The sequence below is a fragment of the Parazoarcus sp. PS-13 R2A genome (assembly GCF_057621855.1).
The window spans coordinates 22,536-35,124 of sequence record NZ_JBYEXN010000025.1; the positions used below are offsets into that span (position 1 = coordinate 22,536).

The 12,589-nt window shown below is 66.5% G+C and carries 12 protein-coding genes; all 12 read right to left on the reverse strand.

Going from position 1 to position 12,589, the window contains the following annotated elements:
• Nucleotides 1-10: 10 nt before the first annotated feature.
• The 12 genes from AC22G6_RS18815 to AC22G6_RS18870 are packed head-to-tail and all read right to left on the reverse strand — an operon-like array spanning nt 11 to nt 12,512.
• Nucleotides 11-526: a phage baseplate assembly protein V gene (locus AC22G6_RS18815; RefSeq protein WP_487368058.1), complete on the reverse strand. Its 516-nt coding sequence runs from the start codon at nt 524-526 to the stop codon at nt 11-13.
• The gene (locus AC22G6_RS18820; RefSeq protein WP_487368059.1) at nt 523-1,650 is read right to left on the reverse strand and encodes a hypothetical protein; all 1,128 of its coding nucleotides are present in this window, start codon (nt 1,648-1,650) and stop codon (nt 523-525) included. The genes AC22G6_RS18815 and AC22G6_RS18820 overlap by 4 nt, the downstream gene beginning before the upstream one ends.
• On the reverse strand, nt 1,643-1,984 hold the full coding sequence (locus tag AC22G6_RS18825; RefSeq protein WP_108948034.1) for a hypothetical protein: 342 nt from the start codon (nt 1,982-1,984) through the stop codon (nt 1,643-1,645). Before AC22G6_RS18825 ends, AC22G6_RS18820 begins: the two co-directional genes overlap by 8 nt.
• Nucleotides 1,981-2,634, reverse strand: a complete 654-nt coding sequence (locus AC22G6_RS18830) for a hypothetical protein (RefSeq protein ID WP_487368060.1) — start codon at nt 2,632-2,634, stop codon at nt 1,981-1,983. The genes AC22G6_RS18825 and AC22G6_RS18830 overlap by 4 nt, the downstream gene beginning before the upstream one ends.
• Complete coding sequence (locus tag AC22G6_RS18835; protein WP_487368061.1) at nt 2,631-4,526, reverse strand: eCIS core domain-containing protein; 1,896 nt, start codon at nt 4,524-4,526, stop codon at nt 2,631-2,633. Before AC22G6_RS18835 ends, AC22G6_RS18830 begins: the two co-directional genes overlap by 4 nt.
• On the reverse strand, nt 4,523-4,795 hold the full coding sequence (locus tag AC22G6_RS18840; protein WP_487368062.1) for a hypothetical protein: 273 nt from the start codon (nt 4,793-4,795) through the stop codon (nt 4,523-4,525). Before AC22G6_RS18840 ends, AC22G6_RS18835 begins: the two co-directional genes overlap by 4 nt.
• Nucleotides 4,792-6,753 (reverse strand): ATP-binding protein, encoded by a 1,962-nt coding sequence (locus tag AC22G6_RS18845; protein ID WP_487368063.1) that lies wholly within the window; start codon nt 6,751-6,753, stop codon nt 4,792-4,794. The genes AC22G6_RS18840 and AC22G6_RS18845 overlap by 4 nt, the downstream gene beginning before the upstream one ends.
• On the reverse strand, nt 6,750-8,042 hold the full coding sequence (locus tag AC22G6_RS18850) for a Pvc16 family protein (RefSeq protein ID WP_487368064.1): 1,293 nt from the start codon (nt 8,040-8,042) through the stop codon (nt 6,750-6,752). The genes AC22G6_RS18845 and AC22G6_RS18850 overlap by 4 nt, the downstream gene beginning before the upstream one ends.
• Nucleotides 8,039-8,932, reverse strand: coding sequence for a hypothetical protein (locus AC22G6_RS18855; protein WP_487368065.1), 894 nt, complete (start codon nt 8,930-8,932; stop codon nt 8,039-8,041). The genes AC22G6_RS18850 and AC22G6_RS18855 overlap by 4 nt, the downstream gene beginning before the upstream one ends.
• 7 nt (nt 8,933-8,939) lie before the next feature.
• The gene (locus AC22G6_RS18860; RefSeq protein WP_487368066.1) at nt 8,940-9,638 is read right to left on the reverse strand and encodes a hypothetical protein; all 699 of its coding nucleotides are present in this window, start codon (nt 9,636-9,638) and stop codon (nt 8,940-8,942) included.
• Between the two features lie 12 nt (nt 9,639-9,650).
• Complete coding sequence (locus tag AC22G6_RS18865; protein WP_487368067.1) at nt 9,651-10,175, reverse strand: phage tail protein; 525 nt, start codon at nt 10,173-10,175, stop codon at nt 9,651-9,653.
• A 54-nt stretch (nt 10,176-10,229) separates the two neighbouring features.
• On the reverse strand, nt 10,230-12,512 hold the full coding sequence (locus tag AC22G6_RS18870; protein ID WP_487368068.1) for a phage tail sheath subtilisin-like domain-containing protein: 2,283 nt from the start codon (nt 12,510-12,512) through the stop codon (nt 10,230-10,232).
• Between the last annotated feature and the right edge of the window lie 77 nt (nt 12,513-12,589).

The following is a 12,589-nucleotide window of genomic DNA, read 5'->3' on the forward strand; positions in this document are numbered from 1 at the left end:
GTCGTTGTTGTCAGATCACCGTGAGGGCGCCCTGATTGATGCTCACCGTCGGGCCGGTGAGCATGATAGTTGCGCCCTGGCCGTTGGAAATGGTGATCCCCACCTCGTTGATGGAGATCATCGCGCCGGTCATGGTCTTGAGCAGGATGCCGCCGGTGGGACCGGGCAGATCGGAGATCATCAGTCCGTTCTGGTTGCCGGTCTGCAGCACGATGCTCGGCGAAACCGGCAGGCCGGCCAGTGCCAGCGCCGGGACTTCGGCCGCAGAGCCCCAGAAGCCGCCGACCCAGATCGGATAGTCGGCGTCGCCCTGTTCGAACTCGACCCACACGCCGGCGCCGATCTGCGGCAGCACGAAGGCGCCGCTCTGCATGCCGGCGAAGGGCACGCAGGGCATGGCCCAGGATGACAGCGCCGGGCCGAGCACATCGGGCACCTGAACCTGGATGCGGCCCATCTGCATGGGGTCGATGTTGTTGACCACGACCCCGCGGAACTTGCCGAAATGACGTGTCTTTTCACTCATGCGGGCACCAGTGGCAGGGTGGAGACAAGGCCGTTGCGGGCCAGTGAAAAAGCTTGCTTGAACTCGCCGGCCTTGAGGCTGCTGCTGACGCGTTTGACGTAGTACAGGCCGTCGAAGGCCATGCCGGCACCGCGCACGCCCACCAGCTGGCGAGCCTTCAGGATGTGGCCGTAGCGCAGCACGTCGAGGCTGCCGTTGCCGGTCACGGCGTCTGCCGAGGAGGCGGCCGCAGCAGCCAGGCCCTTGCCCAGGGCCGCAATCGGGGACAGCTTTGCCGTCTCCTTCATAAGCCTGAGGCTTTTGACCATGGGCGGAATCAGGCCCAGCGGCGGGTTGGCCAGGCTTACGTCGGGCACCGGCAGCGGAATCGGAAACTTGGTGATCGGGTTCTGGATGAACACGATCGGCATTTCGGCATCGGACTGGTTGACCGCGAAGGAGAGCGACTCCACGTTGGTGTGCACGTCCATGCCGGTGTTCAGCGCTGGCTGCACCGGGCCGAGCCGGATCTCCGGCCCCCAGTACGCAATGTTGGCGCCCGGCAGCGGGCCGGGTTCGATGTAGAACACATGGCCTGCCTCGCGGGCGAGCTGGCGGGTGTAGGCGAGGTCGGTGCCTTCGTGGGTGGGAATGCGGTCGACCGGAATCGGCACATCCTCGAACACCGAGGGGATGATCACCGGCAACATGCCGTACAGCCCGTAGCGGGCGACGATCAGCGCCACGCGCGCGGCGGGTGGCATGGCCGGATAGGGCAGGCCGCTCATGTCCTGCTTGTCCATGGCCACGGTCAGATCCTCACCGGTAATGGTGAGGCGTCCCTGGCCCGGCTCGTTGCCGCCGCTGATCTCCTGGCGGGTGATGAGTCCGTCCATCAGTACCGTGGGCAGGCTGTTGAGCGTGGCGACCAGGATGACCCGCAGCCAGGGGACCTGCCCGCCGGCGATCAGCAGCAGGGTGTGCAATGGCGAGCGGCTGTCGATGGCGAAGGCGAGCTGGAAGCCGCTCGGGCTGCCTGCCGCCGAGGTCACTTCGACGCTCTCCAGTGCGTCCATGACCGGCTTCGGTGCGGGCACGGGCACGCCCGGTCCCACCAGCAGCGTGAGCTGGATACCCTTAAGCACCGCCGCCACCATTGCCAAAATTGCCGCCGCCGCTGAGTCCGGCAGGCAGGGTCAGGCGCAGCACGCGGCCGGGTGTTTCCAGCTCGTCCGGAATCTGCGCATCGTTGCCGTCGGCGATGCGCCAGAACTGCACCGGGTCGCCCAGATTCGCGGCCGCAATGCGATCGAGGCGCTCACCGGCCTCCACCCGCACTTCGCCCATGCTCACCAGGCTGGCCGGGTCGGGGATGAAACGGCGGCGCAGAAAGACGCGCTTCTCGCCGTCGGCGGTCGTCAGTTCGCCCGTGGCCACGCCGGCGTAACGGCTGTTGGGCGGGAAGCGTTCGATGCTCATGGCAGCGACGCCAGGCCGACGGAGGACAGGCTGCCGGTGGCAGCCCCCGCGGCGAGGCGTTCCTTGCGTTGCTGATAAACCATGTACAGATGTCCTCCCTTGTCGCCGAAGCCCAGGTCGCCTACATGCAGCACCCGCAGACCCAGCGACACCCTGGCGCGGATCGGGTTGAGGCTGGCGTCGAAGGCTTCTTCGGTAATCGAGAAGTCGGTGATCCGCACCGGCACCACGCGTTCCCGGCTCCACACGAACAGGGTGAGCGGTGCGACGGTGGGGGCGATTTCGAGCGTGCCGAGACTGGCCAGCAGGTTGTTGTGGATCAGCGCCGCGCTGTCCGGATAGACGATGGTCTCAAGGGCGGCGAGCTGGCCGTGGATGCCGGACGCGGTCACCGTTGGATGCTGGTCGGGAAACTCGAGCTGGTCGGTGGCGTCGATCTCGGCGTCGAGCTTGATGGTCTCGGTCGGCGGTCCTTTGAGCCGCAGGGCTTCGGAAAACGTCCCGCTCTGTTCCGCGGTCTGCGGCTGCAGCGTGCGGCTCAGGGTCTCGGGGTTGTACTGCAGCGAGATCACCCGCTGCACCGCACCGCTGGATGGATCGATCAGGATCAGGCCGCCGCGCAGCAGGCGGGGCGAGAGGGGGCTGCTCATTTGCTCAGACTCCCTTGGCGGGTCTTGCTGTCCATGTTCGCGAGGTCGTCGGGCAGGGTGCCTTTGGCATCGCAGTCCATGTAGAAGATGTCGTAACCCGTAAGCGGGCGGTTCGCGTCGTAGGCTTCCTGAAGACCAAAGTCACGCAGTTCCTTCAGCGCATCGTCCTTTGTCGTCGCGGTCAGTTCGGTGGAGGCGCTGTTCGAGATTGCCTGGTAGGTCTTGCCGTGCTTCAGCAGGGCCATCGCGTGCGCCGCACGGCCGTTGTCGCTTGGCTTCACCGCCATGTAGCCGATCGGCGTGAAGCCGCTTGACGTGAGCAGGCGCACGCCGTAGGTCGCCAGCACATCGCAATCGACCTTGAGCTGCGAATTCCGCGGGCCCGCTGCCGTGAGCTTGGTAAGGTGCCCCGATTTGTCAGGCTTGATGTCCTCGGACGCATCCGGTGGCACATGCCAGGTGAAGGCCTCCGTGATCTGCTTGAACAGCGCCTTGGCTGCTGCCGGGTTTCCGGGATTCTGCTTGTCTACCGCCTGACCGATCTTCTCGGTGTTTGCTTCAAGCCAGGCCTTGAGGACACCGATGCTGCGCGATGCGGGTGCCGGGATCGCAATGCCGGAAGCCTTCGACAGCGCGAGAACGTCTTCGACCGTGACGCGCTGTTTGTTGCCGATGGACCACGCCAGCGTATTCGCATCCGGATTGATCGTATTGCCGTCAGTCTGGATCTGTGCACCCTCGACGAAGTAAGCCTGTTCCGACACGGCCCGCAGCAAGGCGCTGCGCTTGTCAGTCATCATCCATTCGGTGAAGTCGGTGCGGCTGGCAGGATGGTAGAACATCACCTGGGCAAGCTTCAGTGGCAGATCAGCGTCGGTGGCATAGGCCTTCACGATGACCTTGAGCGCTGCATTGACCTTTGCCGCGCCCAGCTTGGCCGCATATTTGCCCTGATCGGTCGTCAGCCGGGTGAACAGTCCATGATCACCAAGCGAACTCGCGTTCGCTGCCTGGAACTGAGCGATGGTGGTGATCTGCGCATCCGATACCTTGGCGGGGTGGCCGAGTACGGCCTGATAGACAAACTTGCGCACGCCTGAATCGGTGATCTTCGGGGCGAGTGCCATTGCCTCGTCGATGAATCCGGCAGCTGCGAGGTCTGTCGCGAGCATCTGCGCACGGGATTCCTTCTGGAAGACTTTCGGGCCGCTGTTATCCAGAATCCGTCCAGCCAGCTTTTCGGCCTTCTGGAAGTTGCGCTTCCATTCGGCCTTGGCCTTTGCGTCCTTGGGCTCCTCGAGCAGATTCATGCTCTTGTCGTGGGTGATGGAGAATCCGTAGCTCTGGAGGTTCATCGCATAGTCCGGATGGGTCGGGTCGAGGCCCTTCGCGTCCGTCACGCGTTTTGCCAAGGCCTCGTCGATCTCCTCGTCCAGCGTCTTGTGCTCAAGGCGGGGATGCGCTTCGCCAGCCTGTTGCACGACATGCGCGAGTTCATGGGCCAGCAGCGCGCGGCCGGCTGCGCTGCCGGGAGACCATTGCCCCGGCGCGAGGGCGATGTCCGAGCCCCACGTGATGGCGCGGCTGCCCGCCGCATGCACGGCTTCTGCGCTTGCACCGCTCGCAAAGATGCGCACACGGGAGAAGTCGTGTCCGAATCCGCGTTCAAACTGCGTGCGCAAGGCCGGCGGGATTGGCTGCGGGCTGCCCTTGGGGAGCGGGCTGTGCGTGCCCGAGCGGTCGGGTATCAGGCCGCGCTCACGCACAGGTTCGGTGTGGCCGGCGAGGGTGTCGAATGCGCGGATCGCACTGCGATCGGCAGCGGACTCCCGCGCCGGGCGATCCGGCGCGGATGCGGTGTCGCGAATCGAAGCGGTGTGCAGGCGGTTCATGACGTTTCCCCGCCAGTCCCGGTCCCGCCCGCAGGAGGCTTGATGTTGAGCGCCTCCACAGTGGTGCGGGCGAGCGTCGCGGCTCGCAGGTCAGCTGTGCTTCCAGTCTTCACACTGCTGCGTGCCGGGACGAGTGAAGACGCCGACACGCCGCTCGCGATACGGGCTGCGATCTGCTGTTCGAGGGCGGCGATGTACTCGCGCTGCTGCGCCGGGCTGAAGCCGGCGGGGAGGCTCAGATGGTCGATGTGAAGATGAAACTTGCTCATGTCCATCCCCTCGTCTCTGCATCGGTCAGTGGGTGTTCGCGTTTCGCGGCATCGCCATGAGCGGCCTGGAGAAGGTGCTGCATGCCGATGGCGTCGCCGGCGTCAGCGGCAAGAAACGCCGCAGACAGCGCAATGTTGCGGATGCTGCCCCCCGTGACCGACAGCCGGGCCAGCTTGTCGAAGTCGAGTGTGGCGGTGGGGGCTGCCGGCGGAAAGGCGCGTTTCCACAAGGCGAGGCGCTGCCCTGAATCGGGAAACGGAAACTGAACGACGAAGCGCAGGCGGCGCGTGAAGGCGCTGTCCAGGCTCGACTTCAGGTTGGTGGTGAGGATTGCAAGGCCGTGGTACGACTCCATCCGCTGCAGCAGGTAGCTGATCTCGATGTTTGCGTAGCGATCGTGGCTGTCCTTGACCTCGCTGCGCTTGCCGAACAGCGCGTCGGCTTCATCGAAGAGCAGGATGGCGCCGCAGTCTTCGGCTGCGTCGAAAATGCGACGCAGGTTCTTCTCGGTCTCGCCGATGTACTTGCTCACCACGGATGACAGGTCGACGCGGTAGAGGTCGAGCTGCAGGGCGTTGGCCAGGACCTCTGCCGCGAGCGTCTTGCCGGTGCCGCTCTCGCCCGCAAACAGCGAGGCCAGGCCGAGCCCGCGACTGCCTGTCCCGGCGAAGCCCCAGCGCTCGAACACGACATGACGCTGGCGGACATGCGCCGCAATCTGCCGCAGGACGCCAAGCTGCGCATCGGGCAAGACCAGATCGTCCCAGCCTGCCTCGGTCGACAAACGCTGCGCAAGGGCGTCGAGCGCGCTGTTGGTCTCCTGCCTGCAACGCTGCCACAAGCCCGACCCGGTGGCGGGTACTTGTGCGCGGTTCGTGTGCGATGCATTGGACGCGTCGCGGGCGATGGCCTGCAATGCGTGGCTGGAAAGACGGAAATGGCTTGCAGTGCGCTCAAGCTCGGCGCTGTGTTGCTCTACGGTTTCCGCATCGAGCGCGTCCGTCCACAGCGCGTGACGCTCCCCGCTGGCGGGCTTGTCCACGCGGAAACGGCGTGCCGGTCGCACCGTTGCCAGGCCGCTATTGCCGCACGCGAAACAGGTCCCGCTGACATGCTCGAGAAAGCCGCGCGCTGCAGCGGTTTCATCAGGACTGTCGGTGGTGAAGGACATGATCAAGGCCACGCCAAGCAATCGTGCTTCGCGTGCCCAAAGCGTCTGCAGTGCGCTGCGTTCATCCGCTGCGCGCGGAATGTCCTCTGCATTCAGTACCCGGCACCCAAGACCGAGGGCGCTTGCGGCGCGCGCGGCGATATCGCGCTGAGCCATCGGATCGTCGCCCTCGAACAGGATGAGGGGCGGTGTCCGGCGGTTCGACGCTGCGTCCGTCAGGGTATCGATCACCTGCCGGGTCACCAGCCTGTGGCTCGGTGGCTGCAGGTGCACCGTGTCGACCGTTGAGACAAGCGGTGACAGCCGGCGGTCAAGTTCGTTGATGCCTGCCAGGAAGTGGAGAATGCGTTCGTCGATGCGCAGCCGTGCCGTCGCCAGGCCCGGCGTGGGGTCGATCTCGATCAGGCGCCAGTGGCGCAGCGGCGAATGCGGTGACAGCGCGCTCCAGTGCGGTGCCCGCAGCGCTGCCAGTGCGAGCCCGAAGCTCGCCCAGGGGCGGCCCTCATCACCATGCCCGTGCGCACATGCCAGTGCCACTCCGGCATCCATCTCGACGCCTGCACACAGCAACAGCAGATCGCGCTCGAAGCCTGACAGGTCGAAGCAGCCTGTGAGCTGGTCAATGGCGCCGTGCTCGTGCAGTGCCTGCACATGCCCGGTCGAGCGGGCGCGGGTCGAAGGGACGGCGGTGGCTTCCGGTTGGAGCAAGGCCCTGAGGCGCGCGAACTCATGAACCAGCCGTTGCTGGTTGGCGCTGACCCAGTCCGGAGCCATGGGGGCGTTCATGGCAGCGTGATCCTGCGGTCGAGATAGGACACCGGTGTGCTCGCACGGTCGATGATCGGGCTTTCGAAGCCATCCACCCGCAGGCGTACAAGGTGCGTGGTGCCGGGCGCAGGGGCGTTGTGGAGCTTGAAGGTGAGACGGTTGCTTGGGGCAAAGATCGGATCCGCACTGAGCTCGTGATCGCCCAGAATCAAGGAGACCGACTGCCCCGGTCGCAGCGCCGGGACGACATCCATCACCAGCGTGACGGTCGTGCCGTCGCGGACCCCACTGAAGGGGGGCAGCACCGGCGTCGGGGCCAGCGCAAGCGGCAGCTGGTTGGTGGTGCGCGCGTGGTCGTCTTCCGGGCGCAGCAGGGACATGCTCAGACGGTAGAGGCCGGCAGGCAGATCGGGTGGGACGGTGAAGCGGATCTGATTGCTGTTGCCGCCGTCGATCGCGAGGCTGCGACTGAGCTGCAGTGCCGCAATGCTCAGCGTGACGTGGCGGTCTGCACCGTCGAGGTGATGGCCGTCGACACGAACCTCACTGCCCGACGTCGCCACCGGATGGCCACCGGCCGGAATGACGGCCTCGAGCGTTGGCAGTGGCGGCACCTTCCCGGTGAACACACTGACACCACGCTCGCGTCCCGATGCCGGTTCGACGCCGCCTCTGCTGAGTACCGGAAGCGCGCTGCGCGCCGGCTTGATCGATTCGATCAGCACCACTGACACCTGGAAGGCTGCCGTGGGCCGGTAGCGTGCCTGCAGCGCGGACCACAGGCGGGACATTTCTTCGCTGCCGATTGCCGATGGCGTGATCCTGAGCAGTTCCACCTGCTCGGCAAGATCCGCACTGCGCAGGCTCTGGTAGATGGTGGGGAGAATGGCACCGTCGACGATCTCGGGCTGCAGTGCGCGACGGATTGCTTCGCGCGGGATGATCGGGTTTTCGTGCAGCAGTTGCAGGGCGTAGCCAAGCAGTACCTCGGCCTGCAGGTCTGCGCGCCCATAGGCCGTCAGCAGGTAGTGCAGGTCGAGCGCCAGCGGCGGGTTGCTGATGCGCCCGCCGGCGCTGTCGCGGCTGGGGAGCGCCGCGTTGCGCCACGCCGGATTGGGCGTCACCTGGTGCAGAAAGAGGTTGAGCTGCGGCGCCGTCTTGTCGTCCAGCGACACCGTGTCGGGTGCGCCGGCGCTGACCATCACGCCTGCGCCCAGTGCGTCGTTGATGGCATGGTCGATCAGGCCCGAGTCCAGCAGGTCCTTCAGGACGGCAGTGACACCGGCAATCGCAAGCGCATTGCTCATGATCCGCCTCCCTGACGACGGGCGAGATAGTCGGAGAGCGACAGTGGTGCCGGGCCGCGACGCTGCGGCGGCGGAGGCGCCGGGCGTTGCGGAGGATTGATCTCCAGGCGACCGATCGTGATGTGGACCTCCGGTGCCGCATCCGTGTCATCGGCCGGCTTGCGTGGCTGCGCCTCGCTCCGCAGGCGTTCGGACGCAGCAGCCGGCCGGACCGGCGATCCCGCTGCACGTGCGGGCACGAAGCGGGTCGGCACGGCGTCGTTTGCGGTCGGTTGTGGCTCATCCTGTGCGGGTGGCGTGGATTGTCTTGCGGGCGAAACCAGACGCTCGATCAGGCTGTCGAGGTCCCGGCTTGAGCCCGCACGCAGGGGCGTCGCGGCGGGCTGTACTTCCGACTGCGGCTGGCGTGCCTCGGGTGGTGCGAGCGCAGCGGGACGTGTGCGATGAGGCGCGTCCGTGAATGGGGCGTCAAAGGCTGGCGCTGAGTCGGTGTCCGGTGATGAGCCGCTGCGGGTGGGCTGAGCGCGCTGGCGTTCGGGCGCGGGACGGTTCTCGCGTTCGCCTGGACCGGGCGTGTCGGGCTTTGCCTGCGCTGCGTGCTGGAGGGCGGCGGCGCGCGGGGAAGGGGAGGGGAGCAGGGGCTGTGGCGTGCGTTCGGCGTCTGCCATGTGCGGGGCGGGCGTCATGGTCTGAGCGCGAGCGGCGCCGCGGTGTGGTGTGGAACGGCCGTTAGTGTCCGGCTGTGACAGGCCAGGCTCGAAGGCCGGCGCGAGGCCTTCCTCGATCGGGGCGCATGTCGCTGCGGTCGCATAGGGCAGCGTTGCACGGCTGCGCGCCCGGTGGCTGATACCGAGGCTGCGTCTGGCGAGTTGAAGGAGATATCCGCTCATGTCGCCCTCAACCGATCAGGTCCAGATAGGCGGCACGCCGTGCCGGGCTCAGGGCGAGGATGTCGGCTTCGCGCCAGCCGTAGGCGAGGGCAAGCCGATGGACCGCATGCAGCAGCTCACGTACCCGGGCTCCGAGTTCGTCCCAGAACCAGCTGCCGACATCGAGCAGGGCGTCCCAGTGCTCGCCGCATTCGCTGCAGTGCATGCCGAGGTGGATGTTTGCTGCCGGGTCCAGGTCTTCCATCAGGGCTTCGAGCGTGGCGGTCTGCGCGGCCGTGATGTCTTCGCTGCCCGCAACGTGGCAGCGCGCGAGCAAGCGCCGGGCGACGCGCTCGGGTTCGCCCGCCGCGAGCGCCAGCGCCTGGTCGCGGCTCGAAGGCAGGCGCCATTGACTGCCATCGAGTTCGATCAAGGCATCGTCCGTCGGCAGCGGCAGTGCGGCCAGCAGCGCGTCGCCATCAACCGAGAACTCCATCATTGCGCCACAGCGCGGGCAGGCATCGTAGCCGTCGATCTGCGCGCCGAAGGTGGCGTTGCGCAGGGCCAGCAGGCGGGCTTCGCGCCAGCCCACCGGATGGTCGGCAAGCCCGTCCGGCGCCTCCTCGGGCAGTCCCAGGGCGAGCGCAAGCAGTGCGCGGTCTATCGGATGCCGGGACTGACCGGCGTCCCACAGATAGAGGAGTTGCGAAGCGCTGAGTGGCCGCATAAGCGGGCTCCGTCAGGCCGGCTCGACGTAGCTGGGTTCACTGGGTTCGCTCACTTCATAATCCCGCTCCCAGCCCTCGTTCTCGAGCTTGATCTGCTGGATCGCCACCGCGTTGGCATTGGCGTCGAGGTCGGGCAGGGCCTGATACTCGGACACCCAGCAGCGGAACACCTTGTACGCCAGCGCGAGCTGGCCGGCTTCGTTGTAGACCTCGATGATCAGGTCCTTGCGGAAATCCTTCAGCGAGACTTCGCTGCCCAGGCCCGAGCCGAGGTTCCACACCTTGTTCGCCCACTGCTCGAAGTCCTTGTCGTGGGTGACGCCGCGCTCGAGCGTGATGGCTTCGAACTTGCTGCGTCCCGGCGACTTGCGCGAACTGGACGGGTCGCCCCCTTCGCGGTGCTCGACGACTTCGGTGCTGCGTTTGAGCGCGGACACCTTGCTGATGCCGGCGACGTAGCGGCCGTCCCATTTCACGCGGAATTTGAAGTTCTTGTAGGGATCGAACCGTTGCGAATTGACGGTGAACTGCGCCATGGTGCGGCCTCCTCGAATGCGGTGACGGGTATGCGGGGCGATGGGTCAGTGCGCCTACACCTGAATCTGTCCGGCGAGTTGCTGAATGCTGATGACGACGAATTCCGCCGGTTTGAGCGGCGCGAAGCCGACCAGGATGTTCACCACGCCGCGGTTGATGTCGTCCTGCGTCGTGGTCTCGCGGTCGCACTTCACCAGGTAGGCGTCACGCGGTGAGGAACCCTGGAAGGCCCCCTGGCGGAACAGCCCGTTCATGAAGGCGCCGATATTGAGCCGGATCTGCGCCCACAGCGGTTCGTCGTTGGGTTCGAACACCACCCACTGCGTGCCGCGATAGAGCGACTCTTCGATATACAACGCGAGCCGTCGCACGGGCACGTACTTGTACTCCGAGCTCATCTGGTCCGCACCGCGCAAGGTGCGCGCGCCCCAGCACACTGCGCCATAGACGGGGAAGGTACGCAGGCAATTCACGCCGAGCGGATTCAGGCTGCCGTTCTCGCCGTCGGTGAGCGTGAGCGCCAGCGACTGCACGCCGGACAGGTTGGCATCGGTGCCGGCGGGCGCCTTCCACACGCCGCGGCTGCCGTCGGTACGGGCATACAGGCCGGCGATCGTGCCGCTCGGCGGAGTGAGCCGCGGCTTGCCGTTCTTGAGCGGGTCGGCCACATGGGTCCAGGGGAAGTACACCGCGGCATGGTCGGATTTTGGCAGGTCGGTGCCTGAGGCCGACTGGACCATGGTGGCCACGTCGGTGGCCGAAGGCGGGGCGTCGATGATGAAGAAGGCCCGGCGCTCCTGGCAGTAGCTCGTTGCATCGGCCAGCACGCCACTGTCGGTAATGCCGGGCAGGACCAGCAGGTTGAACAGGTCGACGTCTTCCAGTGCGTACAGACCCTCGCGCTTGCTTCGGCTGCCGATGAAGGCGGGGTAGATGTCGGCCGCGGCATAAGGGGTCTCGCTGCCGCCGTCGAGGAAGGCGTCGGTGGGCGGCGGCGACAGGACGGCGCCTGTGAGCAGGTGAAGGCCGGTTGCGATGTCATTGCTCGCGGCGGCGCTCACGGCGATCGCCGAGCCTGCGCCGCGCGAACCGGACGCAAGCACCAGGGTGCTGCCCTGAACGCTCGCCACGAAATCGCGATAGGCGGGGTTGCCGGGTTTGAGCGCGCGAACCGCTGTCTGCAGACGGGCTGCGACATCGGCCATTTTCGCCCCGAGGTTGGCGCCGACCGCGGGGGCAACGCCGATATCCACGAGGTCGGGCCCATAGCCGTCGAGGCTGATGCGAAGGCTGCTGTGGGTCGCATCGGGCAGCGCGTCCAGATCGTTTGCGGCGAAAGCGCCGCTGGTCAGCGTTGCGGGGTCGGGCAGTCGTGCCGGACGGATTGCGGCGACCGCATCGGCTTCGATGCCGCCTGCGGCCGCGCCCAGCTTGAGCACGCCCGCAGCATTGTTGCGCGCGCCGGCCAGCACCCGTACCGAGGAGAACTCGCCCCCGCTGCCCGAACCCAGAACGAGGGTGGAGCCGGTGCGGGTGCAGGTGAAGTTGAGCAAGGCCGGCTTGCCTGCTGCCTGTGCCCGGACCTTGGCCTGGATAGCCGCGGCAAGGGTGGTCAGGCGCTGGATTGCGGTGCCGCCGGCGATGTCCGCCGGCAGCGTGATGCTGACGGTGACCGACGGCAAGCCGTTGACCACCACCCGGAAGTCCGTATGCGTGGCGTCAATCACGGTAGCAACATCTGCAATCGCGCCGCTGGTTGAGGTGCCGGCGGGCAGTCCGTCGAGGGTTGCCTGAGGGACATCGCGGCTGACCTTCACCAGTTGCGACACGCCATTCATCAGGTCCGGCAGATAGCGCGCATCGGCCGAATTCATGGACACGTTGGCGTACTGTTCGGCGCGTCCGTCACTGCTGCGGATCACGCTGAGGTTGAAGGTGCTGTCCGGCAGTGCGGTGGCGTAATCCACCCGCAACTGGATGTCGTTGCCGGATACACCGGCGTCGAGCGCGGTGACCGTCAGCACGTTGGCTGCGGTGGTGCTGAGCAGGGTCCGGCTCGCGGGTGAGGCGTCCTTGACCACGCGCACGATCCACGCGTCCGAGCCGCCGTTGCCAAAAAACTGGCGCACGCCGTAGCTCATCTCGGAGTCGGCGGACAGGCCGCCAAAGTTGCGCTCGAAATCCGCGAAGCTGTGGATGCGAACCGCCTTGTTGACCGGACCGCGCGGTGCGGCACCGAGGAAGGCTGCGACGGAGGTGGCAACGCTGGAAATGGTGCGAACCCCGCTCGGAATTTCCTGGATGTAGACCCCGGGGGCGGCGAACTGGACGGGCATGACGGGCTCCTTTTCCGGGGTTGCCCCGATGGGCCACCCCGTCGTGATCGGGCAAAACCGAACCGGTCGGAGACTGC